The 24,602-nt window shown below is 62.8% G+C and carries 21 protein-coding genes; 7 read left to right on the forward strand and 14 right to left on the reverse strand.

Annotation, left to right across the window (positions count from 1 at the left end):
* Positions 1-10: 10 nt before the first annotated feature.
* Positions 11-3,184 carry an efflux RND transporter permease subunit gene (locus AC2VNO_RS13430; protein WP_486934590.1) on the reverse strand — a complete coding sequence of 1,058 codons (3,174 nt, stop codon included), beginning with the start codon at positions 3,182-3,184 and terminating at the stop codon, positions 11-13.
* A gap of 87 nt (positions 3,185-3,271) precedes the next feature.
* The gene (locus AC2VNO_RS13435) at positions 3,272-4,483 is read right to left on the reverse strand and encodes an efflux RND transporter periplasmic adaptor subunit (protein ID WP_486934591.1); all 1,212 of its coding nucleotides are present in this window, start codon (positions 4,481-4,483) and stop codon (positions 3,272-3,274) included.
* Between the two features lie 282 nt (positions 4,484-4,765).
* On the opposite strand from AC2VNO_RS13435, the gene AC2VNO_RS13440 reads away from it, so the two are divergent.
* Complete coding sequence (locus tag AC2VNO_RS13440; protein WP_486934592.1) at positions 4,766-5,740, forward strand: LysR family transcriptional regulator; 975 nt, start codon at positions 4,766-4,768, stop codon at positions 5,738-5,740.
* 2 nt (positions 5,741-5,742) lie between these two features.
* Here the strand turns inward: AC2VNO_RS13440 and AC2VNO_RS13445 are convergent, their stop codons facing one another.
* The gene (locus AC2VNO_RS13445; protein WP_486934593.1) at positions 5,743-6,153 is read right to left on the reverse strand and encodes a RidA family protein; all 411 of its coding nucleotides are present in this window, start codon (positions 6,151-6,153) and stop codon (positions 5,743-5,745) included.
* A gap of 33 nt (positions 6,154-6,186) precedes the next feature.
* Positions 6,187-8,079: an ABC transporter ATP-binding protein gene (locus tag AC2VNO_RS13450; RefSeq protein ID WP_486934594.1), complete on the reverse strand. Its 1,893-nt coding sequence runs from the start codon at positions 8,077-8,079 to the stop codon at positions 6,187-6,189.
* Between the two features lie 248 nt (positions 8,080-8,327).
* Between AC2VNO_RS13450 and soxR the strand changes: the two genes are divergently transcribed.
* Together soxR and AC2VNO_RS13460 are read left to right on the forward strand one after the other, a co-directional pair.
* Entirely contained in the window at positions 8,328-8,834 is a 507-nt protein-coding gene (soxR, locus tag AC2VNO_RS13455) for a redox-sensitive transcriptional activator SoxR (protein ID WP_486934595.1), read from the forward strand.
* Between the two features lie 76 nt (positions 8,835-8,910).
* Positions 8,911-9,540 carry a glutathione S-transferase family protein gene (locus AC2VNO_RS13460; RefSeq protein WP_486934596.1) on the forward strand — a complete coding sequence of 210 codons (630 nt, stop codon included), beginning with the start codon at positions 8,911-8,913 and terminating at the stop codon, positions 9,538-9,540.
* 12 nt (positions 9,541-9,552) lie between these two features.
* Here the strand turns inward: AC2VNO_RS13460 and AC2VNO_RS13465 are convergent, their stop codons facing one another.
* Positions 9,553-10,746: a M24 family metallopeptidase gene (locus AC2VNO_RS13465; protein ID WP_486934597.1), complete on the reverse strand. Its 1,194-nt coding sequence runs from the start codon at positions 10,744-10,746 to the stop codon at positions 9,553-9,555.
* A gap of 149 nt (positions 10,747-10,895) precedes the next feature.
* Here AC2VNO_RS13465 and AC2VNO_RS13470 point away from each other — a divergent pair, with 149 nt between their 5' ends.
* Positions 10,896-11,618 (forward strand): YebC/PmpR family DNA-binding transcriptional regulator, encoded by a 723-nt coding sequence (locus AC2VNO_RS13470; protein WP_486934598.1) that lies wholly within the window; start codon positions 10,896-10,898, stop codon positions 11,616-11,618.
* 60 nt (positions 11,619-11,678) lie between these two features.
* Here the strand turns inward: AC2VNO_RS13470 and AC2VNO_RS13475 are convergent, their stop codons facing one another.
* The 7 genes from AC2VNO_RS13475 to AC2VNO_RS13505 form a co-directional block, all read right to left on the reverse strand.
* The gene (locus tag AC2VNO_RS13475) at positions 11,679-12,791 is read right to left on the reverse strand and encodes a DUF3618 domain-containing protein (RefSeq protein ID WP_486934599.1); all 1,113 of its coding nucleotides are present in this window, start codon (positions 12,789-12,791) and stop codon (positions 11,679-11,681) included.
* Entirely contained in the window at positions 12,788-13,225 is a 438-nt protein-coding gene (locus AC2VNO_RS13480; RefSeq protein ID WP_486934600.1) for a phage holin family protein, read from the reverse strand. Before AC2VNO_RS13480 ends, AC2VNO_RS13475 begins: the two co-directional genes overlap by 4 nt.
* Before the next feature lie 74 nt (positions 13,226-13,299).
* Positions 13,300-13,755 (reverse strand): hypothetical protein, encoded by a 456-nt coding sequence (locus AC2VNO_RS13485; protein WP_486934601.1) that lies wholly within the window; start codon positions 13,753-13,755, stop codon positions 13,300-13,302.
* A 232-nt stretch (positions 13,756-13,987) separates the two neighbouring features.
* The gene (locus AC2VNO_RS13490) at positions 13,988-14,824 is read right to left on the reverse strand and encodes an alpha/beta hydrolase (protein WP_486934631.1); all 837 of its coding nucleotides are present in this window, start codon (positions 14,822-14,824) and stop codon (positions 13,988-13,990) included.
* A 23-nt stretch (positions 14,825-14,847) separates the two neighbouring features.
* Complete coding sequence (locus AC2VNO_RS13495) at positions 14,848-15,600, reverse strand: creatininase family protein (protein ID WP_486934602.1); 753 nt, start codon at positions 15,598-15,600, stop codon at positions 14,848-14,850.
* A 12-nt stretch (positions 15,601-15,612) separates the two neighbouring features.
* Complete coding sequence (locus AC2VNO_RS13500; RefSeq protein WP_486934603.1) at positions 15,613-15,810, reverse strand: tautomerase family protein; 198 nt, start codon at positions 15,808-15,810, stop codon at positions 15,613-15,615.
* A gap of 100 nt (positions 15,811-15,910) precedes the next feature.
* Positions 15,911-17,227 (reverse strand): putative bifunctional diguanylate cyclase/phosphodiesterase, encoded by a 1,317-nt coding sequence (locus AC2VNO_RS13505; protein WP_486934604.1) that lies wholly within the window; start codon positions 17,225-17,227, stop codon positions 15,911-15,913.
* A gap of 397 nt (positions 17,228-17,624) precedes the next feature.
* Here AC2VNO_RS13505 and AC2VNO_RS13510 point away from each other — a divergent pair, with 397 nt between their 5' ends.
* Both AC2VNO_RS13510 and AC2VNO_RS13515 read left to right on the forward strand, forming a co-directional pair.
* Positions 17,625-17,813: a DUF3008 family protein gene (locus tag AC2VNO_RS13510; protein ID WP_228578937.1), complete on the forward strand. Its 189-nt coding sequence runs from the start codon at positions 17,625-17,627 to the stop codon at positions 17,811-17,813.
* A 95-nt stretch (positions 17,814-17,908) separates the two neighbouring features.
* A complete protein-coding gene (locus tag AC2VNO_RS13515; protein ID WP_486934605.1) occupies positions 17,909-19,369 on the forward strand; it encodes a dihydrolipoyl dehydrogenase in 1,461 nt (486 codons plus the stop codon).
* 9 nt (positions 19,370-19,378) lie between these two features.
* On the opposite strand, the gene AC2VNO_RS13520 is transcribed toward AC2VNO_RS13515, so the two are convergent.
* Positions 19,379-20,566 (reverse strand): GGDEF domain-containing protein, encoded by a 1,188-nt coding sequence (locus AC2VNO_RS13520; protein ID WP_486934606.1) that lies wholly within the window; start codon positions 20,564-20,566, stop codon positions 19,379-19,381.
* A 224-nt stretch (positions 20,567-20,790) separates the two neighbouring features.
* Here AC2VNO_RS13520 and AC2VNO_RS13525 point away from each other — a divergent pair, with 224 nt between their 5' ends.
* On the forward strand, positions 20,791-21,135 hold the full coding sequence (locus AC2VNO_RS13525) for a hypothetical protein (RefSeq protein ID WP_486934607.1): 345 nt from the start codon (positions 20,791-20,793) through the stop codon (positions 21,133-21,135).
* A 33-nt stretch (positions 21,136-21,168) separates the two neighbouring features.
* Here AC2VNO_RS13525 and AC2VNO_RS13530 read toward each other — a convergent pair whose 3' ends face one another.
* On the reverse strand, positions 21,169-24,453 hold the full coding sequence (locus tag AC2VNO_RS13530) for an AsmA family protein (protein ID WP_486934608.1): 3,285 nt from the start codon (positions 24,451-24,453) through the stop codon (positions 21,169-21,171).
* Between the last annotated feature and the right edge of the window lie 149 nt (positions 24,454-24,602).

The following is a 24,602-nucleotide window of genomic DNA, read 5'->3' on the forward strand; positions in this document are numbered from 1 at the left end:
TTTGGCCAGATCAGGCATGATAGGCACTCTCCATAGGCTGTGCGTCGCCGGGTTCGCCCTGCCCGCGCGAGACCAGCTTGCGCAGGGCGACGTAGAACACCGGGGTCAGGAACAGGCCGAACAGGGTCACGCCGAGCATGCCGGCGAACACCGCCGTGCCCAGGGCCTGGCGCACCTCGGCGCCGGCACCGCCGGCCAGCATCAACGGCACCACCGCCGCGGTGAAGGTGATCGAGGTCATGATGATCGGACGCAGGCGCAGGCGGCAGGCTTCCAGGGCCGCCTCGACGATGCCGCGCCCCTGCATCTCCAGCTCGCGGGCGAATTCGACGATCAGGATGGCGTTCTTGCATGCCAGGCCGATCAATACCACCAGCCCCACCTGAACGAAGATGTTGTTGTCGCCGCCGGTGAGCTTCACCCCGATCAGCGCCGAGAGCATGCACATCGGTACGATCAGGATCACCGCCAGCGGTAGCGTCCAGCTCTCATAGAGCGCGGCCAGCGCCAGGAACACCAGCAGGATGGCCAGCGGAAAGACGATCAGTGCCGCCCCACCCTGGTTGACCTGCTGGTAGCTCAGGTCGGTCCACTCGAAGGCCATGCCCGCCGGCAGCACTGACGAGGCCAACTGTTCGACCACCTGGATGGCCTGGCTCGACGACAGCACCTGAGGGTTGGCCTCGCCCATCAGGTCCGCCGCCGGATAGCCGTTGTAGCGAATCACCGGGTCGGGGCCGAAGGTACGGTCGACGCGAATCATGCTGCCGATGGGTACCATCTCGCCATGCACGTTGCGGGTACGCAGACGCTCGATGTTCTCCACGTCCATGCGGTAGTCGCCGTCGGCCTGGGCCATGACCTGCCAGGTACGGCCGAAGCGGTTGAAGTCGTTGACGTAAACGGAGCCGAGATAGACCTGCAGGGTTTCGAACAGGTCGGTCAGCACCACCCCCTGGGTCTTGGCCTTGACCCGGTCGACGTACAGGTCGAGCTGCGGCACGTTGGACTGATAAGAGGTGATGGGGTAGCCCATGCCCGGCGCCTGCATCAGCGCACCGCTGAACCCGTCCACCGCCTGCTGCAGCTCACCGTAGCCGAGGCCCGCACGGTCCTGAATGAACAGCGAGAAACCCGAACCCGAGCCGATGCCGAGGATGGCCGGCGGGGTGAAGGCGAAGCTGAACGCCTCCTGCATGGTACCGAGCTTGCCGTTGAGCTCGGCGACGATATCGTCCGCACTGCGCGAGCGAACCTCGAACGGGTCGAGTCCGAAGAACACCGTGCCGGTATTGGGCGTGTTGGTGAACTGCAGCGGGTTGAGCCCGGGGAAGGCCACCGCCGAGGTCACGCCCTCGGTTTCCAGCGCCAGCTCGGTCATGCGCCGGATCACCGCCTCGGTGCGGTCTAGGGAGGCGCCTTCGGGCAGCTTGGCCCCGCCGATCAGGTACATCTTGTCCTGGGTGGGAATGAAACCGCCCGGCACCATCTGGAACATCACGCCGGTACCCGCAAGTAGCAGCGCATAGACGGCAAATACCGCACCTCGCCGGCGCAGGCTGCGCGCCACACCACCCTGATAGCCCTTGGAGCTGGCATTGAAGAAGCGGTTGAAGGGGCGGAACAGCCAGCCGAACAGGAAATCGATCAGTCGCGACAGGCGATCCTTGGGCGCATCGTGGGGCTTGAGCAACAGCGCGGCCAGCGCCGGCGACAACGTCAGCGAGTTGATCGCCGAGATCACCGTGGAGATGGCGATGGTCACCGCGAACTGGCGATAAAACTGGCCGGTGACACCCTCGAGGAAAGCCATCGGCACGAACACCGCGCACAGCACCACCGAGATGGCGATGATCGGCCCGCTCACCTCGCGCATGGCCTGGTGGGCCGCCGCCAGCGGGGCCAGCCCCTCCTCGATGTTGCGCTCGACGTTCTCCACCACCACGATGGCATCGTCGACCACGATGCCGATGGCCAGCACCAGGCCGAACAGGGTCAACGTATTGATCGAGAAGCCGAGCAGGTGGAGCACGGCGAAGGTGCCGACGATCGATACCGGCACCGCCAGCAGCGGGATCACCGAGGCGCGCCAGGTCTGCAGGAACAGCGTGACCACCAGCACCACCAGCAGCACCGCCTCGAGCAGGGTCTTGATCACCGACTTGATCGAATCGCGTACGAAGACCGTGGGATCGTAGACGATGGTGTACTCCACCCCCTCAGGAAAACGTTGCGAGAGCTCTTCCATCTTGTCGCGTACCGCATCGGAGAGCGCAATGGCATTGGAGCCGGGCGCCTGGAAGATACCGATGGCCACCGCCTGCTGATTGTCGAGCAGGGCGCGCAGCGAATACTCGGCGGCGCCGAGCTCGATGCGTGCCACATCGGAGAGGTAGGTGACCTGGCCGCCACTGCCGGCCCTGACCACGATGTCGCCGAACTCCTCTTCGGTGGTCAGGCGCCCCTGGGCGTTGATGGAGATGAGGAAATCCGATGAGGCGGGTGTCGGCGGCGCACCGAGCTGGCCGGCCGATACCTGCACGTTCTGCTCGCGTATCGCGGCGACGATGTCGCCGGCAGTAAGCCCGCGGGCGGCGGCGCGATCAGGGTCGATCCATACCCGCATGGCGTAGTCGCCGGCGCCGAACAGCATCGCCTGACCCACCCCCTCGAGCCGTGCCAGCTCGTCGCGTACGTGTAGCGCCGCGTAGTTGCGCAGGTAGGTGCTGTCGTAGCGGCCGTCGGGCGAGATCAGCTGCGGCACCATGGTCAGGTCGGGCGACTGCTTGTCGGTGGTCACACCCTGGCGGCGCACCGCCTCGGGCAGTCGCGCCAGCGCCTGGCTGACCCGGTTCTGCACCTGCACCTGAGCCTCGTCGGGGTCGGTGCCGGGACGGAAGGTCAGCGTCATGGCCAATACGCCATCGGAGCCGGCCACCGACTTCATGTACATCAGATTCTCGACCCCGGTGATCGCCTCTTCCAGCGGCGTGGCCACCGTGTCGGCGATCTCGCTGGGGTTGGCGCCGGGATAGATGGCGCGTACCTGCACGGTAGGTGGTACCACATCGGGATATTCACTGACCGGCAGCAGCGGGATGGAGATGGCACCGGCAATGAAGATCAGGATCGACAGCACCGCGGCAAAGATCGGTCGGTCGACGAAGAACTTGGCGAAATTCATGACAAGACTCCCTCCCGGGGCAGGCGCAGACGCCCGCCCCGTGGATCTCGTTCAGGGGATTATGGTTATTGCTGGAGTCGTGAAGGCTCAGCGCATGGCAGCGTATTCACCGGCAGCTGCGCCTTGTCCGCGCATGTCCACGCTCTCCGCCGCCACCGGCATGCCGGGGAAGAAGATCCGCTGGGCACCGCTCACCACCACCTGGTCCGTCGGCTCGAGTCCGGCCGTCACCAGCCGCAGACCCTCGATCATGCGCCCGAGCTGCACGTCACGACGCATCGCCCGTCCCTCGCCGTCGACCACATAGACATATTTGCGGTCCTGATCGGTCAGCACCGCCTTGTCGTCGATCAGCAGGGTATTCTCGGCGCTGCCGGCCAGCAGCTGCACGCGCGCGTACATGCCGGGGGCAAAGCGGCGTTCGCTGTTGTCGAGCACGGCGCGGGTCAGGATGGTGCCGGTCTCGGCATCGAGCTGGTTGTCGACGAAGTCGACCTCGCCGCGGTAAGGGTAGTCCTCGTCATCGGTCAAGCCCACCCGCACCGGTATGCCGCCATCGCGAAAGCTCGCCTGGCTGCCATTGCGCGCCATGGCGTCGTAATGCAGGTAGGCCCGCTCGTCGCTATGGAAGTGCACATGGACCCGGTCCAGAGAGACGATGCGGGTCAACGGCGTGGCCTCGGAAACGAGGTTGCCCTGTGTCACCATCGCCCTGCCCGCACGTCCGGCGATGGGCGCCCGCACTTCGGTAAACGCCATGTTCAGCCGGGCCGACTCGGCGCTGGCCTGGGCGGCGAGGATATCGGCTTCGGCGGTGGCCGCGGCAGAGCGCCGCTGGTCCAGCTCCTCACGCGAGATCGAGCGGCTCTGGGCCAACGCCTCGGCCCGAGCGGCTTCGCTGCGTGCCAGTTCGGCACGGGCGCGGGCTCGCTGCAGCTCGGCCTCGGCCCGCTCGAGCTCCGCCCGGTAGGGTCGCGGGTCGATGGAAAACAGCACGGCACCCTGTTCCACTTCCTGCCCCTCGGTGTAGTTGACGCTCTCGATATAGCCGGAAACCCGTGGGCGCAGGTCGACCGTCTCCACCGCCTCGATACGGCCGGTGAAGGCATCCCATAGCTCGACGTCCTCGACCAGCACCTGGGCCACGCTGACCTGTGGCGGCGGTGGACCCTGTTCAGCGCCAGCCTGAGTATCGGCCTGGCTCTCGCACCCCGTCAGAACGATGAGCCCGGCAATCATGGCGATAACCATGAGCGTTTGCCGACGCCCGCGACTCTCGAACATCTTGTGGACGTTCATACTATTCCCTCTCCCTTTAACCAACACGAAGTTAGCCATCCGTTATACGTCGGCTATTTATCCTTAACGTTATTAATGTCGTTTGGCGACGTGATTAATCGACGACCAACTTCGCAAAACGCCACTTTATAGAGTTACCGGGCACTTGATTAGTCGGGTCGACAGGGAAATACTGTCCCATTGGCGGGACAGTCTCCGTGCAACCGTTCTTGCCCTCTCGCAGTATTTTTCAGGAAACAGTGTTCTCCCTCGACGCTGAGTGCACGGCACAGGACAATAATCATGCTGCAAGATCTCAACGATGCCCTGATCTTCGCCAAAGTCGTGGAACAGGGCAGTTTCAGCGCCGCCGCCAAGCAACTTCGTCTTGGCAAGACGACGGTCAGTCGCAAGGTACAGGACCTGGAGCGACGCCTGGGCGCGCGGCTGCTCAACCGCACTACCCGCCATCTGAGCCTCACCGAAGCCGGCTCCATTTATTTCGACTACTGCAATCGCATCGCCCATGACCTGGGCGAGGCGGAAAAGGCGGTTCATCATCTCGAGGAGAGCCCACGCGGCTGGCTCAGGGTCACCGCTCCATTCACCCTGTGCACCGAGTTCACCTCGATGTTGGTGCGGGACTTTCGTCAGCTGCACCCCCAGGTACGCATCGAGCTGGTGCTCTCCAACGAGCGCCTGGATCTGGTCGCCAATCAGATCGACGTCGCACTACGGGTCGGCCCTCTGCCCGACTCCAGCCTGGTGGCACGCCCCCTGGCCCGCTTTCATTCATACGTTTATGCCAGCGATGCCTACCTGGCTCGGCATGGAGAGCCCCGCGAGCCGGCGGAGCTTGCCTCTCACCCGGTGCTGGCCAAGGCCACGGAGCAGCGCGGCCAGCGCTATCTCTGGCAGCTGCACCACAATGAGAGCCAGCAAACCGTAGAGGTGGAAGTCGACCCCGTTGCCATCGCCAACGATCCTTTCGCCCTGCGCGGCATGCTCGAGGACGGCCAGGGCATCATGCTCGCCAATGAATTCATCACCTGCATGTGCCCCGACTCCCAGCGCCCTCGGCGTATCCTCGAAGGTTGGGAAGGCCCCGTGGTCGATTTGCATGCCGTCTTTCCCGGCGGCAGCCTGGTCTCGCCCAAGGTGCGCACCTTCGTCGATTTCGTGGTCGAACGCATGCGTCTCGCGATGGAGCCTGCAGGCGACCTCTGGCAGCCAGCGGCCGATACCCCGCGAGTCGAGCCAGAGCGGGCGCTGGCCTAGGCTCAGTCCGGCAGTACCGCCTCGGCCTCGATCTCGACCAACCACTCAGGCTCGGACAGACCGCTGACGATCACCCACGAAGACGCGGGAGGGGAGTGGGGAAAGCGCGAACGCAGCGCTTGCACCACCCCTTCCTGATCGTAGCGGGCGGGTTCGGCGATATAGATCCGCAGCATCACCACGTGTGACAGGTCTCCGCCCAACGTGGCGAGTATGGCTTCTATATTGTCCAGAGCGGCGAAGGTCTGGCCCTCCAGATCCGGTCCTACCAGGCACTCGTGGGCATCGACGCCCACCTGCCCCGAGAGATGCACCCGGTATCCACCCTTCACCATCACGGCCTGACTGAAGCCGTACTGCAATGTATTCGGCAACCCACGCGGATTGATGATTTCCCGCTCGACACCTTTCATGACCTCCCCTCCTTGCCTCTGGTTGTGCTCACATCAAGATTCCACGCCAAGCGATCTATCCCGTCGCTGTTCCCGCCGCTCTTCCTCCGTATCGAGCCCCAGGAAGCCACCCGACTGTCGACGCCACAGCGAAGCGTAGAGGCCATCGCGGGCGAGCAGCTCACTGTGGGTACCGCTCTCGACGATATGCCCCTCGTCGATCACTATCAGTCGATCGAGCATGGCAATGGTCGACAGGCGGTGAGCGATGGCGATGACCGTCTTGCCCACCATCAGCGTGTCGAGCTGCTCCTGTATGGCCGCTTCGACCTCGGAGTCGAGCGCCGATGTCGCCTCATCGAGCACCAGGATCGGCGCATTCTTGAGCAGCACCCGGGCGATGGCGATGCGTTGACGCTGGCCGCCGGAAAGCTTGACGCCACGCTCGCCGACATGGGCATCGAGGCCGCGTCGGCCCTTGTGGTCGACCAGATCGAAAATGAATTCGGCATGGGCCCGTTGCACGGCTTCCAGTACCTGCTCATCGGTTGCGTCAGGGCTACCGTAGCGGATGTTGTCGCGCACCGAGCGGTGTAGCAGCGAGGTGTCCTGTGTGACCATGCCGATCTTGCGGCGAAGCGACTCCTGGGTGACCTCGGCGATGTCCTGATCGTCGATCAGGATGCGTCCTCCCTCCAGGTCGTAGAAGCGCAATAGCAGGTTGGCCAGGGTCGACTTGCCGGCGCCGGAACGACCGATCAGTCCGATCTTCTCACCCGGCGCCACGGTCAGGCTCATGCCGTCGAATACACGGCTGTCGTCGCCGTCGGGGCGTGAGTAACCGAAGCGCAGAGCATCGAAACGGATCTCGCCGTGGGGGACGTGCAGCATGGCCGCGCCGGGCAGGTCCTTGATCGTAGGCTCCCGGGCGATGGTATTGATGCCGTCCTGTACCGTGCCGATGTTCTCGAACAGCCCCGCCACTTCCCACAGGATCCAGTCCGACATGAAGCGAATGCGCATCACCAAGGCAATCGCCACGGCGATGGCGCCAAGCGAGATGGCCTGGAAGTACCAGGCGCCAATGGCAATGGCGGCTACGCTGGCCAGAAGGAAGGAGTTGATCACCGTCAGGCACACCGAGAGCAGCGTGGCCAGGCGCATCTGGCGGTGAACCGTGACCATGAACTGCTCCATGGCGTCGCGAGCATAGGCCTGCTCGCGGCGAGTATCGGCAAACAGTTTGATGGTCTGGATATTGCTGTAGCTGTCGACGATGCGGCCGGTCATGCGCGCACGGGCATCGGCCTGATCCATGGAGACGCGCCGCAGCCGTGGCACGAAGACCCACATGATGCCGACGTAGCCCGCCATCCATGCCACCAGCGGAAGCATCAGCCATGGCTCGGCGCTGCCCATCAGCAGCATGGCGCCGACGAAGTAGACCAGCACGTAGACCAACAGGCCGACCAGCTTGGTCACCGTCTCGCGGATCGCCAGGGCCGTCTGCATCACCTTCTGTGACACCCGGCCGGCGAACTCATCCTGATAGAAGGCCAGGCTCTGGCTCAGCATGTGGCGGTGCGCCAGCCAGCGACCGAGCATCGGGTAGTTACCGAAAATTCCCTGGTGGGAGAGCAGCGACTGCAGCAGCACCAGCAGGGGCAGCCCCACGACGACAAGCGCCGCCATGCCCGCCAGGCGCCAGCCATATTCGGCGAAAAAGCCTTCGCGTTCGGCATTGGCAAGCCAGTCCACCAGCTCCCCCATGTAGCCGAAGAAGACTACCTCGGCGGCCGAAACCAGCGCCGTGACCAGCGACATGGCCACCAGCAGCGGCAGTACCGGACGCGAGAAGTGAAGGATGAACGCGAACAATCCCTTGGGTGGCGTACCGGTCTGCCCCGCAGGGTAGGGGTTCACCAGCGCCTCGAAGTAGCGAAACATGACATCTCCATCGTCAAGAAAACTTAAGAACGGTCTGTTTAAAACTTCGTTAAGCTCTATGAATCAGCTGACAGGGAACAGGCTAAAACCTAAACTTAAATTGAGGTCAAGAGCGTCGTGCGTCCAAAAATGAACTGGAAACGATACGAGCATTTCCTGCGGGTGCACAATCAATCTTCATGATGCCGTGCATCAGCGCTTTTAATATATCGAGTTGAGTTTAATAAGACCTGACGAGGCACTGCTGCATGAATGGTCCCATCACCGGCGACACATTGAAGGCGCCGCCACGAAATCCAGCCACCAAACGGAAGGTGCCGGCAACCGATCTCAGCGTCGGAGACGTCGCCAGGCGCAGCGGACTGGCGATTTCCGCCATCCATTTCTACGAGGCCAAGGGGCTGATAAGAAGTCGCCGCAACGCCGGCAATCAGCGCCGCTTCACCCGAGATGTGCTACGCCGCGTGGCGATCATCAAGGTCGCCCAGCGCACCGGCATCACCCTGGCCGAAATAAGGACCGCGTTCGATACCCTGCCGGAATACCACGCCCCGACCGCCGCCGACTGGCAGCGGCTCTCGGCAAGCTGGCGCCAGGCGTTGGACGAGCGGATCGACCGGCTCACTCACCTGCGCGACCAGCTCGACCACTGCATCGGTTGCGGTTGCCTCTCGATGGGGGAGTGCCCGCTGCGCAACCCTGATGACACGCTGGCCACGGAGGGAGCGGGAGCACGTTTGCTCGACCCCGATTGAATCATCGTTTAACAGTGCAGTTACGTTAAGGACGGGACCTGCTATCGTGTGCTATGCACGCCTGGAGGGATCCGCCATGACCGATTCGCTAGTTCTTTACACGAACCCCGCTTCGCGCGGCCGTATCGCCCGCTGGATGCTCGAGGAGATCGGCGCGCCCTACCAAACGGAAATCGTCGAATTCGGTCCTGACATGAAGTCGCCGGAGTTTCTTGCCGTCAACCCGATGGGCAAGGTACCTGCCATTCGCCATGGCAACTCGGTCGTGACGGAATGTGCCGCCATCTGCGCCTACCTGGCCGATGCGTTCCCCGCCGCCGGGCTGGCGCCGCCATTGGCCCAACGCGGCGCCTACTATCGCTGGCTGTTCTTTGCCGCCGGTCCGCTCGAAGCGGCCATGACGGACCGCGACCTGGGCATGGAGCCCAACGTCGAGCAACAGGGCCGGGTCGGTTACGGCAGCATCGAAGCCGTATTGGACACCTTGGAAATTGCCATCAGCGGTCAAGCGTACATTGCCGGCCCCCGGTTCACCGCAGCGGATGTCTATCTCGGCGCTCACATCGGCTGGGGCTTGAAATACGGCGGCCTGGGGCCCTGCCCCGCCTTCGCCGACTACTGGGCCCGTGTCAGCAGCCGCCCTGCGTATCGTCGTGCCAGCGAGCTGGACGGCGAGCCCGTGACGCCAAGCCTTCCCCAGGAGTGATGGCACGGCCGCTCAGAGCGCCAGGCTCTCGTGCAGCTGCCAGTCGTTGTCCGTCAGCGGCTCGCCACCTTCCGGCGTTACCCTCACGGTATCGCTGATGCCGATTCCCCACTGCCCTGGAAAGCGAAGACATAGCGGCAAATGGAAGACCATATCTGCCTCGAAAAGGCGCTGCTGGCCGCGGGCGATGTACCCGCTGCCCTCGACCCAGCTGGGCGGGAACTGAGCGCCCACGGCATAACCGAAGACCCCCGAGAAGAACACCCGCTCGGCATGCGGCTCGAGAACCGCTTGCGCTGCCCGCGCCGCGTCATCGAAGGTGCTCCCGGGCCGCATCTGCGCGATCAGCGTCTCGTAGAGGTCACGACAGACATCTCTCATCACCAGCATTTCACGGCTTGCCCTGCCCGCCACGACCGTCTTCATCATCGGTGCGGTATAGCGGCGGTAGGCTGCCCCGAATTCGAGAAATACGGGATCGTCGGGAGCGATACGATGACGCTGATGATTGAGGTGAATGACACTGATACGCCGCCCAACGGTGACGATGGGCTGCATGCTCATGAACTCACTGCCTGCGGCCAGCATGGCACGCGCGCCTTCGGCGGCCACATCGCTGTCAGCCATACCGGCGGCAACGATCCGCGACGCCGCCTTGAGCCCCAGCGAGGTGATCCGGGCACTCTCGCGCAAACAGCCGAGTTCCGCCTCGCTCTTGACGATTCTGACGCTGTCGAGCAGCTCGCCTCCGTCGTCACGAAAGCGCTCGACGCCCAGGCGCGCCTGGAGCTCCCGTATGATGCCGTGACGAAGCCCTGGACCGTATAGATCCAGTCCGATGGCACGAAACGGGGCCAGGGTTTCGGTCAGTGGCTCGATCACCTCGCCAATGCCCTCCCAGCGATAACCCAGGAGTTCATCGACACGGGCAGTGACCACCGCCGGACCGGTTTCGATGGAGGGCACCTGCAGTACCAGCCGCTCGGACGAGCAGACAAGACAGACATGTACCGACACTTCGAACGTGTTGTAGCCGGTCAGGTAGTAGATATCGGCCGGGTCGGTCAGCAGCAGGGCGTCGAGATCCGCCTGGCCCATGGCAGCCCGCACCCGCGCCAGGCGAGTATCGAATTCAGCGTCGGGGAAGGCCAGTTCGCTGGTGGCGAGCTGTGCCGACAAGGCATGGCGGTATTGATGCTGATCCATGGCGATGCCTCCGCCGATGAGACGTGTCAGCTGTCAGTGTAGACATGATCCGTATCACGACAGCACCTGTCGGGTTGAAATAGGGCTGTTCCCTGCCGGGACGGTTTCGTAGAATCCAGCCTCGTATCCGATTCGACAGGACAACGTTTATGGGCAGGGCCTTTCAGAACCGCAAGGAATCCATGGCCAAGACGGCCGCCGCCAAGACCAAGGTGTACAGCAAGTACGGGCGTGAGATCTACGTCTGCGCCAAGCAGGGCGGCACCGACCCCAACGGCAATCTGACGCTGCGCGGCCTGATGGAGCGCGCCAAGAAGGACCAGGTACCCGGCCACGTCATCGAGAAGGCGCTGGACAAGGCCAGCGGTGTCGGCGGTGAGGATTACTCTCCGGCCCGCTATGAGGGTTTCGGTCCGGGCAATTGCATGGTTATCGTCGACTGCCTCACCGACAACCCCAACCGCACCTTCGGTGACGTACGCGGCTGCTTCAACAAGGCCAAGAGCAAGCTCGGTACCCCGGGCAGCGTCAGCCACATGTTCGATCATTGCGCCATCCTCGCTTTTGCCGGTAGCGACGAGGAAGCCGCGCTGGAAGCACTGATGGAAGCCGATGTCGATGTCACCGACATCGAGAACGAAGAGGGCCGCATTACCGTCTTCGCACCGCATACCGAATATGCCAAGGCCAAACAGGCGCTGCTGGATGCCTTCAGTGGGATCGAGTTCGAAGTCGACGAAATTCAGTTCGTCCCCCAGACCGTGACACAGCTCGAGGGTGACGATGTGGCGATGTTCGAAAAGCTGATCGATACGCTGAACGACCTGGACGACGTGCAGAACGTCTATCACAACGCCGAAATCGCCGAGTGAGAAAACGCTGCGCCGGCCCGGTGGGCGCGGCGCAGCGATTCATCCTGCATGGGCTTCGGTTCAACTGCCCTTGCTGGGTGTTGTACCACTGCCCGACGGGGTGGAAGGCGTCGATGGCGAGGAAGGCGTAGATGGCGAGGAAGGCGTAGATGGCGTCGATGGCGTAGCGCTGGAACCGCCCTTCTTCGCCGCCTCGCTCTGGTCGCTCTTCATACCGCTCTCGGTACCGACCTTCGACGACCCCGCCTTGGCGAAACGCTCCTCGCTCGTGTCGTTCTCACCGTAGTGAGGGGCATTCGAGGGCTGGGCCGAGCGGGCCTCCTCTTTCATCCGCTCTGCGCTCTGGTGAATCTTCTCCTCGGCACGTTCGAGCTGCTCATGCCCGGCCTCTTCGGCGCGGTCGAGGGCACGGTCGCGAAGGTCGCCAAGATACTCGTTTTCCAACCGAGTCGGGGCGAACAGGCTGCCCAGCACGGCCCCTACGGCAACGCCCAGTGCACCCGCCACCAGGGGGTGGTCCTTGACGAAGTGACTCGTTTGGCTGCCGGCCTCATGCATCCGCTGCGATGCGGCGTGCATCGCGGCATGCCTCTGCTCACCGAAATGAGAAGCGCGATCGCGAACCTGATCGCCCATGTGCTGAACGCGCTCCTTGACCTGACCGCCCACGCGCTCGGCTCGCTCACGCATCTCTTCGGCCATGTGCTGCGCCTTGCTGGTCATCCCGCCACCGTGGCTCGCATCTGAGTCGTGTCTGGTGGTCGCTCCCAAGGCTGCCGGATCATGCCCCAGCGTGGTGGTTCCCGCTCCACTGAGACTGTCGTGCCTACCGTCACGACCGCTATCGGGTATGGTGGAGCCTGGATAGCCGCCGGCATGACGGGGCTGAGTTTCGTGGGAGCGATCGTGCTGCGAGTTGCGCTGAGCCAGAACCAGCCAGCCTAGCCCGATACCGGTCACCAGAACGGGCAGCGGATTTTCCTTGATCGTCCTGCCCAGGCTTGTGGCAATCCTTTCACCGCCGCCTTGACGCAAATAGTCGTAAGTCATGTTCATAAGCCTCTCGGGAGAAAGTCTCTCTTCGATTTGGTGAAGAGTATCGTCCAGACGCGCACGCGCCTGGTGGATCTCGTTCTCGATCTCGTCGGAACGTCGCCTTCCGTCCTGGCTCATCTCATCTCCTCCTTGATCACCTCTTCATGCTGCTGGGCCAGAGACTTGTCCCGCCGCAGGCTCGCCATGGTGCGGGTCGGCATCAGGTTTTCCTGCTTCAGCTTATTGCGCCCCGCCTGAAGCATTATCAGCCCCACCAGGACGACGACTCCGCCGACGATGAGTGCGGAGAGCCACGGCGTGGTCTCGGGAGGAAGAACGACATTGAGGCCAGAGACCGCGGCAGCAAGCAGCACAAGAAAACCGCACATGAGAACAGCGCCGGCAATGGCTATCGAGGCAATGGCCCCTAGCGCCTGGCCGGTCTTCTCGCTCATTTCCACCTTGGCCAGCTCGGATTCCTTGCGTACCAAGGCGGTCACTTCCCGCGCAAGGCTCGTGAAGAGAGATCCAATCGAGGAATCTTGGGTTCGGCTTCTGTTTTCCGCTTCCATGAGAGTTCGCCTCCTTGGCTACTGGCAAAAGCGCTGCTCAGCGCAAGCGCCTCCATTTCACTGACGTCGAGACGTCAGTGGTGCTGACCATCCACTTCATGGGAGCTGCGCAGAAAGCGCGAGAGCATGAAGCCAGCAGCAATCGCTCCGCCAAGGAAGAGAGCCGGATGCTGACGGCTGTACCGGCGGGTGCTCTCCAACAAGGTTTCCAGGTCCCGTTCACGCAACGTGCGAGAGAAGGCATCGGATCGCCGAGCCAATTCATTGACGCACCCGGAAAAATAGGGCTGTTGCTGGCGTTCGAACTCATCGGCTGTCTTGTGCAGCACCGCTGCGACCTTCTCGGCCTGATCGGCCGCTGCGGCCTTCTGACGATCTAACAGGCTTTCGGCCTGCTGTTTGGCTGCATCGCGCAGCTCATCGCGAGCTTCTTCTGCGTGGTGACGCAGGTCGTCGCGATCGATGCCGGGCCGGCCGCTGCCATTGTCAGGATCGGAATCTGAGCTCGTGCGGCTAGGGGTATCGTTCATTCGCCACCTCCATGTATTGCCTGTTTCACTTCCCCATAAGGGGATTCCATGTCGCCGGTACTCGTACAGAGAATTGTCTGGCCACACTCGCAAAATAGTCGGCGTAGGTAGGCTGTCAATGCCGCTTCGAGCCGGGAGCCTCAAACGTCACGCTAGTGCAGCAGGCGGGCACGAAACATTACCCAGCCACTTAGAAAACCTACATAGCCAGGGCAATTCCGCGATTTCAGTTTCACTCGGACGGGGGTCTTTCCAACCCCGCCAGGCGGGTCAGGAATTGGTCGATTGCCGCTGAATATCCAGGCTCGCTCTCGACGAAACCGGTGTTGTGCCCGCCCATGATGGGAAGCATCTGCTTGGGCTCATTGGCTGCCTCGAATACCGCTTCACCCTCGGTATAGGGAATGATCTCGTCGTCGCGGCTATGAATCACCAGTAGCGGCGCCTCGATCCGGGTGACGTAGCGTTCGGTCGGGTAGTCCAGCGTTGCCAGCCAACGCACCGGCAGGAGGGGGTAAAGCTGTTGGCCGAGTGCCGGCACCGAACGAAACGGCGACTCCAGCAGCACCGCTGCCGGCTGGTTCTGCGCGTCCAGTGAAGCCGCCAGCTCCGCCGCTACGGCCGCCCCCAGCGAGCGGCCGAACAGTACGATCTCATCGGCAGAGGCACCGGCCTGCTCGGTCAGCCAACGCCATCCCGCCCTGGCATCCAGCGCCGTACCCGCTTCGGATGGACGCCCTTCACTGCGTCCATAGCCGCGATAATCCAGTATCAACACCGAAAGCCCCAGGCGGTGGAACTGTTGAATCGAGTCGAGCCGATGGGAGATGTTGCCGGCGTTGCCATGCAGGAACAGCAGGCTGCCACGAGGTCGGTCAGCGGGAATCCACCAGGCATCCAGATTGACCCCATCCTCGGTGATCAGGTCGACCTGCTGCCAGCCCAGGCCGCGCTCGGCTGGGGTGGCAACGTGTTCACGCCCGACATGGGGCAAAAAGAGCAAGCGCTCCTGAAAGAACCAGGCCAGGAGCACCACGAGCCCATAGATGCCGACCAGGGAGGAGACCACGCGCAGCAAAGACCGTCCCCCCCTCATTGACGACCGGTGAAGGCCCGATAAGCTTCCCACACGTCATCCACGCTGGCTTCGAAGAAGCGCCGGCCGTGCTCGATGCTGGCGAGACTAGGGTCGGAGCCCATGCGGCCATCGGGAAAACGGCGACGGAACTCTTCGGCGTCGCACTGGGCGCTGCCTTGCGGCGCAAGACGCGGCGACATTTCGACCTGCTTTACCGCGTCCGGTCGGGCAAACCACGAGAGCGCCACTTCCGAGGCAGTGGCATGCGTGCCTTCGGCATCCCCGTATAGCGACTCGGCCAGCTTGCGCACGCGAGGACCGGCGAACCAGTTGTTGTTGGTGAGGTTCAACTCGCCACGGCGTGCATCGCCATCGAGCAGGCTGCGTTCGGCATACACCTCAGCGAAGGCGGCACTCAGGGTGGCGATATTGCCGCCGTGGCCATTCAGAAAGAAGACGTGGGTAAAGCCGTGACGCGATAGCGAGAGCAAGGTGTCGCGCAGTACGGCAATCAAGGTACTGGGGCGCAGGCTGATCGTGCCGGGAAACGCCAGGTGATGCTGGGCCATACCCAGACTCTGGGTCGGCGCCACCAGCACCCCATGTCGCTCACCGACTTCCCAGGCAACGGTTTCGGGACAGATGGCATCGGTGCCCACCAGGCCATTGGGGCCGTGCTGCTCGGTGGAGCCGATCGGCACGATGATATCGGTTCTTTGCGTCAGGTAGGTCTCGACCTCCTGCCAGGTAAGATGCTGAAGTCGCATGCTGTCTCCCCCTCAGCCCTGCCCCGGACTGCGATCGCAGCCCATCTCGCCCGCCTTGGCCCAGTTCTCTCCATCCACTTCGCTGAAGAAGACCTGCACGCTCTGCTCGGGAGTGCCGTACACCTCGACAAAAGCCTGGGTGATACGGCGCGCCAGTTCGCGCTTCTGGCTCAGCTCGCGTGGGAACTGCTGGATGGTGACGATGGGCATGGCGGCTCCTTTGAAAGGACGTGGTCTGATTGTCGAGACTTCATGGTCGGTCGAAACCGGCTTGCCCGCAACCACACCCTGGGCTCTCTGCCTCCCAACGTCAGGGCAACGGCGGTAGAGGTTCGCTGTATTCCATGCGCGACCACAGGCTGCCCTGCAGCAGATCGCAGCCTAGCTCACGCAGGAAATCGACCTGCTGGCGTGAACTCACACCGTTCGCCGCGACGCGTATCCCCAGCTCGTGCGCCATGCCGATGACCGAGCGAATGATGGCCTGATGGCGAGGATTGTCGAGACAGTCGTGGATGAACAAGTCGTCGAGCTTGAGTATATCGAGAGGAAACAGGCCCAGGTGGCCGAGGATGGAGTGGCCGCTGCCGAAACCGTCGATGGCAAGTCGCACTCCCATGGCGTGAAGGCGTGCGAGCATGTGGCTGGCATGGTGGGGGTCACGCATCAGTCCGCTCTCGGTCAATTCGATCTCGAGCAGGTCCGGCGGCAGGCAACTCGCATCAAGGGCCTGTTCGACGCGGTCGATCAGCATATCGCCCGCCACGCCTTCGGCCGGCACGCCTATCACTACCCTGAGTCCCGAGCCGGCGTCATACCAGGAGCGGGCATGGCGGCAGGCGTTGATCAAGACCCAGTGGCAGATGTCGATCAACAACCCATTGTCGCGGGCAGCCGGGATCCACTTGGACGGCTCGAGAATGCCGAAACGCGGCGAATGCCAGCGCGGTTGGGCCGATATCGCCACGACCTGTCCGCTGCGCGCGCAGATCAGAGGGCGATATTGCAGCGCCATCTCCCCCTGTGGCAATGCCTTGTGCAAGTCGCAGCGCAGCTGCAGGCGATCGGTACCGGCCTTGAGTTGATCCGGTGAAAAAACGCAGTACTGTCCGGCGCCCCTCGCCTGGGCCTTGCGCCGGGCCAAGTTGGCATTGCGCATGAGTTCACTGACCGTCTCGCCGTGATCGGGGTAGAGGGCAACGCCAAGGCAACAGCTGGCAAGGAGCGCTTGACCGGAGAGCTTCAGCGGCCGACGGGCATGGGCCATCAGGTTTTCCACGATGGGGATGACGTCATTCAGATTTTCAACGTCGGGGAGTATCACCATCAGTTCGTCGCTGTCCATCCGACTCACATGGCCGCGATTGCCAGTGGCCTCGACGATGCGCCGGGCCAGCTGCCTCAGGCAGGCATCCCCCATGGCACGGCCAAGAGAATGGTTGATCTCCTTCAATCGATCGATATCGACATGCAGCACGCCCACCCTTTTTTGCCGGACGGAGGCTTCTGTCAGCAGCGTGCTCAAGTGAATCTCAGCCTGACGTCGAGTCACCAGGCCGGTGACGTCGTCATGGCAAACCTGACTGATCACCCCGTTGGGGCGACCATGTAAGACGAGCTGGCGCATACGTCTCCCTTCCCTGCGGATGCAACGGAGCTACCCGTTGGATTTCAATCCGTTAAGTCGTTACAGGTGTCCCTTGCCATCGTCTGTATTAACGCCAGCTCGTAATTGTTATTTTTGCCGTAGCTTTCGAATACCACGGCATGCCCTACCAGTCAAAATAGATTTGCAACTCCAGTCTCTCCTATTTTAGCGATTTACGAATTCAACTAGTCACTCGATTAAAAATTCGTTGTGTTTGAATACGAGCCGCATGAATAAGTAACGGATTGAAACGGCGCGATCGGATAAAGCCGGCTAATTTATCTGATAGGTCATTACCTACAACTCATTGATATCTCGTTGTGAAACACGGTGTTTGGGAACGCTACGATCATTTCGTCCAAAGAAGGAGGCACCCATGCCAGCAAAATCACAGGCCCAGCAAATGGCGGCCGGAGCCGCATTAGCCGCCAAGCGTGGCGAGAAGAAGGTTAGCGAGCTCGAAGGCGCATCGAAGCAGATGTATGAATCCATGGACGAAAAAGAGCTGGAAAAAATGGCTTCGGCGAGCCAGAAGGACAAACCTGCGCATAATCGCAAGTCTTGAACGCTCTCCCTCAAGGTGGCCTTGGCCGACGGCTAGCGTCTAGGCTTGAGTGAAGCCTAGACGCTAGCCGATTCTTGATGCCAAAGGGGGACGCCATGCAGGTACGCGATGTCGACGTGGCCGTGATCGGGGCCGGCACGGCTGGTCTGAGCGCCTGGCAAAGCGCAAGGCAGTATTCGGATGAGGTAGTGCTCATAGCAGGCGGAGAGCAGGGAACGACCTGCGCTCGCGTGGGATGCATGCCCTCCAAGCTGCTCATCGCGGCCGCAGAGGCAGCCCATCAGGTAAACACATCGAAGCGTTTCGGCATTGAGGTCGGCAACATCAGGGTCGATGGGCGAGCCGTGATGGCTCGGGTGAAACGTGAGCGCGACGCCTTCGTCGAGGGCGTCATTGACTCCATGCAGCAGATAGAACCCGGCAACCTGGTGTCGGGCTGGGCCCACTTCGTGGACTCCCATACCCTCTGCGTCGGCGATCAATACCTGCGGGCAGGCACCATCATCATCGCCACCGGCTCGCAGCCTCACGCCCCCGACATCTTTCACCCGGCCGGCGATCGCCTGATCGATAGCGACACCGTATTCGAGTGGGAGACGTTGCCGAGTTCGCTTGCCGTGTTCGGCGCCGGCATCATCGGCCTGGAACTCGGCCAGGCGCTGAGTCGACTTGGGGTACGTTTGCGCCTGTTCGGCAAGAGCGGTTCACTCGGCCCCTTTCAGGACCCGGCGCTGCGTGACTATGCCGAGCGTACCTTCAACGAGGAGTTCTATCTCGATCCATCTGCCGAAGTCGACACCATCCGGCGCGCCGGGGATCAAGTGGAAATTGCCTTCCTTGAACGGGAGAACGGGGAGCGCTTGACCGAGCGCTTCGATTATCTGCTGGCGGCTACCGGGCGACGCCCCTGTCTCGAAGGGCTCCAGCTGGAAAACGCCGGACTGGCGCTGGGTGACAATGGCGTTCCCCTCTACAACCGCTTCACCATGCAATGCCGCCGCGCAGATGGCGAGGCCAGCCATGTCTACATTGCCGGTGACGCCAGCCAGGAGTTGCCCCTGCTGCACGAAGCCAACCAGCAGGGGCGGATTGCCGGGAACAATGCCGGGCGCTACCCCGAGCGCCGCGCCGGGCGTCGCAGCACGCCCTTGTCCATCGCCTTCAGCGACCCGCAGATGGCCACGGTCGGACTGAGTCTCGAAGAGGCGGTCGAGCGCTTCGGATGCGACGGTGTCGCCGAGGGCGAAGCAACTTTCGAGGATCAGGGGCGCGCCGTGGTGATGGGCCAGAATCGCGGGCTGATGAGGCTTTATGCCGAACACGGCTCCGGTCAGTTTCTCGGCGCCGAGCTGTTCGGACCACGGGTAGAGCATCTCGCCCACCTGCTGGCCTGGGCGCTGGAGCAAAAGATGGGGGTCGAGCGCATGCTGCAGATGCCCTTCTACCATCCGGTGCTGGAGGAGGGGTTGCGCAGCGCACTGCGCGATCTCAATCGAGCGCTGCTGCTGGGGCCGCCGATGGGTGAAAGATGCCTGGAGTACGGCCCCGGCGGTTAGGGCTACGGCTCACGGCGTGGCATGAAACCAGCGCGCCCGTCCCGCCTCCTTGGCCCGATACAGCGCCTGATCAGCCCGGCTGTAGATCCGGTTGGCAGAGGTGTCGTACCCCTTTGTCACCAGGTAAAGCCCGGCGGAAACCGACAGGGTCGCGTTTGGCCCAGCCGGCGCCGGCTCACCCATGGCTTCGACGGCTGCGAGGAGTTGGTCGGCCATATCCGCGGCCTGCTCCGGCGACTCGGTCTGGAAGACGACGCCGAACTCCTCGCCACCAAGACGAAATACCACATCCTCGCCGCGGGAAAAAACTCGCTTGGCCGTAGCCGCCAGCCGCTTCAGCAATTCATCGCCTTGGGGATGACCGAAGTGGTCGTTATAGGCCTTGAAGCGGTCGATATCGAACAGCAAAAAGGCCAACTGGCGGACGTCGTTGTCCCGGCGTGCAAGCTCACGCTCGATCACCTCGACGAAGGTGCGTCGGTTGTAGAGCCCCGTCAACGGGTCGTGACTCGCCAACTCATTGAGCTGCACGCTGACGGCCCGCAGCATGGAAATCGCCTGTTTACGATGATGCACATAGAGCGCCATGACCGCTGCCTGGAACACCATCACCACGGTGATGGTCACGGCCCCGTCGAGCAGCACGGCGCTGTCGCGCAGCTCCGGTCCGAGCCCAGAGGAAAGCAAAATGTTGAGCCCTGCCGTCATCATCAAGGTGCCGGCCAGCCCGCGGCGTATGTCGTCTAGGAGCAAGAAGGCCAGTGCGGGGTAGATCAGCGGCAACGTCATGGTCAACGGGTTGTCGGCTCGCACGAAGGAGAGGCCCAACAGGCATAAAAAGAGAAAGGCATGGGTGATATGCACCGCCACTGAGACGGGAACGCCGCGGCGCAAACCCAGGATGACACCGAAGGCGATCAGCAGCCCTGTCGTATCGATGAGCAAACGGCCCCACGAAAACTCCACCAGGCCGGCAAGCATCAGCACCAGAAACAGCGACCAGACGACAATGGCCGTGCCCTGCACCAGGTTGAGCAGGGTAATGCGCAGGTAGTCGGGACTGCTTTCCGAGGTACGGCCACCCGACGTCATCAGGCTGCGCCAGCCACGTTGAAAGGCGCCCTTCATTCCCGGTGGCGCATCGCCTCGTGTGGTGATGTCGTGCTTCTCCACCAGAACCTGCTCTGGCCTGTTCATTCACACCTCGTCCACCGCGTTGACTATCCGACCGGAGCCACCGCGCCGCGTCGCGCCAGTGCTAGCGTATCGTAAAGAAGCGTTAACAGGACACTGAAATACTGCTTCGGCATAGTCCCGTCATGACGCAAGGCATGATTCCATCCTGCTCATCGCCACAGCATGTCATATCGACAATGCCGGGTTATGCTGATGGAACGCGTAATCGTGACGCAGGAGTTTCCATGACCGACATTGCCTCACGCCTGGATGCGGTGAAACGAGACATCGAACGCTTGGCCGCGCTGGCCGCCCCCGCCCAGGCCGAAGAGGCGCAGGGCATGGTGAGCGCTTTGCAAGCGAAGCTGGACGACATCATGAGAGAGGCCAACGCCTTGCCTGCGGAGCACGCACTCAGCGACCTGCCCCATGCGCCTCGTCACGAAGAACTTCGCTGTCCGATTTGCTCGCTGCGCTCCTTTATCTATCGAAGAGGTACGCTGCGCCGGTCGAGCGAGACGGATTCCGGCTTCGAGGCCCTCTTCCACTGCCGCAGCTGCGGCCACGAGGCCTGGCACGAAACGCATTAAGGTGCCACGGGCAGGTGTGCCTGGTGAGGGCGGTTATTCCTGGAATTCGGCAAGCGCCTGTTCGCAGCCCATCCCGACTCGTTCGCCACCGCCTGGATCTATCCATGGCAGGATCGCCAGCGGCGGTGCCACGATGGCTCCCAGCAGCGACAGCGCGCCGCGGGCAAGCAGCTCCTGTGTGATGACGTTCACCTCCGGATCGCGCAGTGGCCCCTTTAGCTCCACGGGAGAATTTCCGGTGAACAGCGTGGGATCGATATTGTGCCCCTGGAAGGCCATATCCATCCGCTCCGTTGCGAGATTGATGGCGCCAGCACCCTCGAAGTGGGCAATCTCGGTGGCCATGAAGAACTCATTCAGATCGACCAGACCGTTTTCGGCGACGAAACGCACGTAGATACACTCCAGTTGTACCTGATCCTTCCCGCCGAGGGCTGCCACCAGTGCGTTGGCAACATTGAGCGGCAGCAGCTCAGCGGCGATGATATCGAGCCAACCTTGTGACATGGCCAGTTTCAGCTCGCCATTTAGCCCGGCCATGGCCTCATGCATCGAGCGGCCGCGGTAGCGGAAATCGCCGTGACCACCGATCACGCCCAAGGTGTCGCGAGCCACCTCAGGCAGGCCTGCCTCGTCCAACAGAGCACTGAGGTTTACCTGACTCAGCGCCAGTTGCAGACTACCTTCGATGGCGGCCTGCCGTGCATCCAGCACCCAGGAGGCACGGACCTGCCCGCCGCCAAGCCCCAGCCGCAGCGGTTCGACCGTCATCACGCCCTGCTCCAGCTCCAGGGCCAACGACAGGTTCTCGAACGGCACGTGTTCCGCCTGAACGTCGACCGCCTCGTAGTCGAGCACGATATCCGTATTGCGCAGCGCCTCGAGATCCCATTCTCGATCCGGGAAGAGCATTTCCGCGCGCTCCTCCTCGGCCGCCCACTGCTCCTGCTCGGCAGATGCCGTTTCATCCGGCCCCGTTTCCGGCGAGATACCCAGCATCGGCAGCAGGTCGTCCGCCTCCAGTCGCTGGGAAACCAGCGTGGCCCACAGCTGGGGCTGTTCGCCGAAGCGCAGGCGTACGTCGCCAGCCACATCGCTGTCGCCGAAGCCGCCTTCCAGGCCGTCGATGTTGAGCAGGTCGTTCTGATAACGCACGTAGCCCGACACCCGGTAAGGCGGCAGCTCCGGCAGGTTGATACCGGTCAGATCGGTCAGCTGCGCCGGATTGGGCCCTTCCAACTGAGCGCTGCCCTCCAGCGATGCAAGGGCGAAAGGTTGCACCGCGCTGCCGTCGATCCGCAGCCGAGTGTCGCCGCTGGCCACCTCACCGGAGACTGGATAGGCGATATCCGGATTGGTGAGGTCGAGCAAAGGCCCAATCAATAGGTCGAAGGCAAAGGGTTCTTCCTCGTAACGCCCCTCGCCGACGAGGTGCACCCGGTGCCCCTCGACGCCTTCCGTGCGCGTATCGGCCGTTAAGGCGAGCGATAGCCCCCACTGCGGGGCCTGATAGTCGAGGGCGGTATCTTCGAGCAGCAACCCACCGTCGACGATCCGGGTGTTGAGCGTGCCATCGAGCGTCCCCACCTCCCCGACCCCGAACGGAGCCAAGGCTGCCGTCAGGTCGATACGGTCCGCCTGTGCACTCAGATGACCTGCCACGCGCTGCTCGTCAGCCTCCAGCCAACCCTGAACATGGAGGGAGCGGGGTTGCTCCTGATCGATCTGCTGATGCGCCCGCACCTGATCGATGGTGAGCCGCCCGTCTTGCAAGCTGGCCTCGGCGACCAGGTCGTGAAGAGTCTGACCGGCGTAATGAAGCTGCCCGAGGGCCAGGTCGAGCTCCGCTTCGAAATCCGCGAGCCCCGCAAGGAACTGGGCCAACCCCTGGTCCCACTCGCCAGCGTCCCCCGCTTGCTCCTCCTGCGGGGCCGTTTCCTCCGGGTGCTGCTCGAACAGCCCCCAGCGGTCCAGATCGAGAGCGTCGGCTTTCAGCTCGGCTACCAGCCATGGCACCTCGCGTCCCAGATCGACCCCCAACCGGCCCTCCAGGCGGCTGTCGCCAATGTTTGCTTCGAGATCATGGATACCGCCGCGAAGCCCTTCCACATCGAGTTGCAGCAGGCCCTGAAAATCGAGGGGGTCTTCCTGCAAGCGGCCTTCACCCCGTACCGCCAGGCGTTGCCCCTCACCACCGTCATCGGGTCTCTCGAAGACGGCTTCGATGGCGATTCCCTGGGCCGTGTCCCGATAGTGGAAGTGCCCCTGCTCGACGGCAGCCGCCTGGCCTTCCTCATCCGCATCCACCCGGCCCTGCAGCGCCAATTGGCGCTCGTTGCCATCGCCTAGAGGCTCTCTCGCCTGCAGGTGCTCGATCGAGAGCTGGCCATCCCAGAGCGACGCCTTGAGCGCGACATCGTGCAGGCTGCGCTCGGCGAACTGCAGCTGGCCGATGGCCACATCGACCTCCGCTTCGAAGGAGCGCAACACGTCCATTCGCTGAGCCAGCGTGCGCTGCTGCTCGGCCAACTCGCGCTCCGGTGGCTGGGGGTCCGCGCCGAACATGCCGCTCCAGCGATCCAGATCGAGCGTATCGGCCTGTAGGTCGACCAGCAGACGTGGCACGTCACGCCCCAGGTCGAGCACCACGGCGCCACGCAGACGACTCTCACCGATACGACCCTGAAACGTTTCGAGGGCGCCACGACGCTCTTCGATCTCAAGGTGCAGCAGGCCCTGAAAAGCGACAGGGTCGCCCTGAACGCTGCCCTCTCCCCGCAGATCCACGCTCATCTCATCGAAACTCTCTCCCGGCGTATCGAAGGCCAGCTCGAGTTCGATGTCCTCGCCCTCGTCGCGAAAGATCAAGCGACCCCGGTCGATGTTGAAGGCTTCAGGCCAGAGCGGGATCTCCTGCTCCTCGGTTGGCTCCCTTTCCATGAGATCGTCGATATTGGTGGTGCCGTCTTCACGTCTCAGCAACAGGATATCGGGCCTGTCGACGGCGAGCCTCTCCAGCTCGATCCGTCCCCGCAGCAAGGGGCCTACCGCGAGGGTGACCGACAGCTCATCGAGGCTTGCCATGGGATCCTCGGCCCAAGACGCGTTGGCAACCTGCAACTCGCTGAGCCGCAACGTCAGCGGCTGCCCCCAATCGACAGTGTGGTCGCCGATCGTCACTTCACGTCCCAGATGTTCGCTGGCCTGGTCTTCCAGCCAGCCACGGAACCAGGCGGATTCGAGAAAAAGAGCAGCCGCCGCCAAGGCCAACAGCACGACCCCAACCGCGATGCCGGTTCGCCAAGCAAACTTGTTCACGTTTCCATCCATGAAGTGTGAATTGGCCGATACCCTAACCATGGACAGAGAGTCGCCATTGGTCCAATAACGCTTGCGGGGCGTGGGGGGGACCTTACCGGCTACACATTCGCTTACCTGTCCCAAGCGCACATAGCTTCTATGCTAGA

The organism is Halomonas sp. TH-94 (assembly GCF_057473365.1).

What these genes read in the sequence shown, in the direction of transcription:
- AC2VNO_RS13430 (WP_486934590.1), bottom strand. Translation starts at nt 3,184, where the DNA reads ATGAATTTCGCCAAGTTCTTCGTCGACCGACCGATCTTTGCCGCGGTG.
- AC2VNO_RS13435 (WP_486934591.1), bottom strand. Translation starts at nt 4,483, where the DNA reads ATGAACGTCCACAAGATGTTCGAGAGTCGCGGGCGTCGGCAAACGCTC.
- AC2VNO_RS13440 (WP_486934592.1), top strand. Translation starts at nt 4,766, where the DNA reads ATGCTGCAAGATCTCAACGATGCCCTGATCTTCGCCAAAGTCGTGGAA.
- AC2VNO_RS13445 (WP_486934593.1), bottom strand. Translation starts at nt 6,153, where the DNA reads ATGAAAGGTGTCGAGCGGGAAATCATCAATCCGCGTGGGTTGCCGAAT.
- AC2VNO_RS13450 (WP_486934594.1), bottom strand. Translation starts at nt 8,079, where the DNA reads ATGTTTCGCTACTTCGAGGCGCTGGTGAACCCCTACCCTGCGGGGCAG.
- soxR (WP_486934595.1), top strand. Translation starts at nt 8,328, where the DNA reads ATGAATGGTCCCATCACCGGCGACACATTGAAGGCGCCGCCACGAAAT.
- AC2VNO_RS13460 (WP_486934596.1), top strand. Translation starts at nt 8,911, where the DNA reads ATGACCGATTCGCTAGTTCTTTACACGAACCCCGCTTCGCGCGGCCGT.
- AC2VNO_RS13465 (WP_486934597.1), bottom strand. Translation starts at nt 10,746, where the DNA reads ATGGATCAGCATCAATACCGCCATGCCTTGTCGGCACAGCTCGCCACC.
- AC2VNO_RS13470 (WP_486934598.1), top strand. Translation starts at nt 10,896, where the DNA reads ATGGGCAGGGCCTTTCAGAACCGCAAGGAATCCATGGCCAAGACGGCC.
- AC2VNO_RS13475 (WP_486934599.1), bottom strand. Translation starts at nt 12,791, where the DNA reads ATGAGCCAGGACGGAAGGCGACGTTCCGACGAGATCGAGAACGAGATC.
- AC2VNO_RS13480 (WP_486934600.1), bottom strand. Translation starts at nt 13,225, where the DNA reads ATGGAAGCGGAAAACAGAAGCCGAACCCAAGATTCCTCGATTGGATCT.
- AC2VNO_RS13485 (WP_486934601.1), bottom strand. Translation starts at nt 13,755, where the DNA reads ATGAACGATACCCCTAGCCGCACGAGCTCAGATTCCGATCCTGACAAT.
- AC2VNO_RS13495 (WP_486934602.1), bottom strand. Translation starts at nt 15,600, where the DNA reads ATGCGACTTCAGCATCTTACCTGGCAGGAGGTCGAGACCTACCTGACG.
- AC2VNO_RS13500 (WP_486934603.1), bottom strand. Translation starts at nt 15,810, where the DNA reads ATGCCCATCGTCACCATCCAGCAGTTCCCACGCGAGCTGAGCCAGAAG.
- AC2VNO_RS13505 (WP_486934604.1), bottom strand. Translation starts at nt 17,227, where the DNA reads ATGCGCCAGCTCGTCTTACATGGTCGCCCCAACGGGGTGATCAGTCAG.
- AC2VNO_RS13510 (WP_228578937.1), top strand. Translation starts at nt 17,625, where the DNA reads ATGCCAGCAAAATCACAGGCCCAGCAAATGGCGGCCGGAGCCGCATTA.
- AC2VNO_RS13515 (WP_486934605.1), top strand. Translation starts at nt 17,909, where the DNA reads ATGCAGGTACGCGATGTCGACGTGGCCGTGATCGGGGCCGGCACGGCT.
- AC2VNO_RS13520 (WP_486934606.1), bottom strand. Translation starts at nt 20,566, where the DNA reads ATGAACAGGCCAGAGCAGGTTCTGGTGGAGAAGCACGACATCACCACA.
- AC2VNO_RS13525 (WP_486934607.1), top strand. Translation starts at nt 20,791, where the DNA reads ATGACCGACATTGCCTCACGCCTGGATGCGGTGAAACGAGACATCGAA.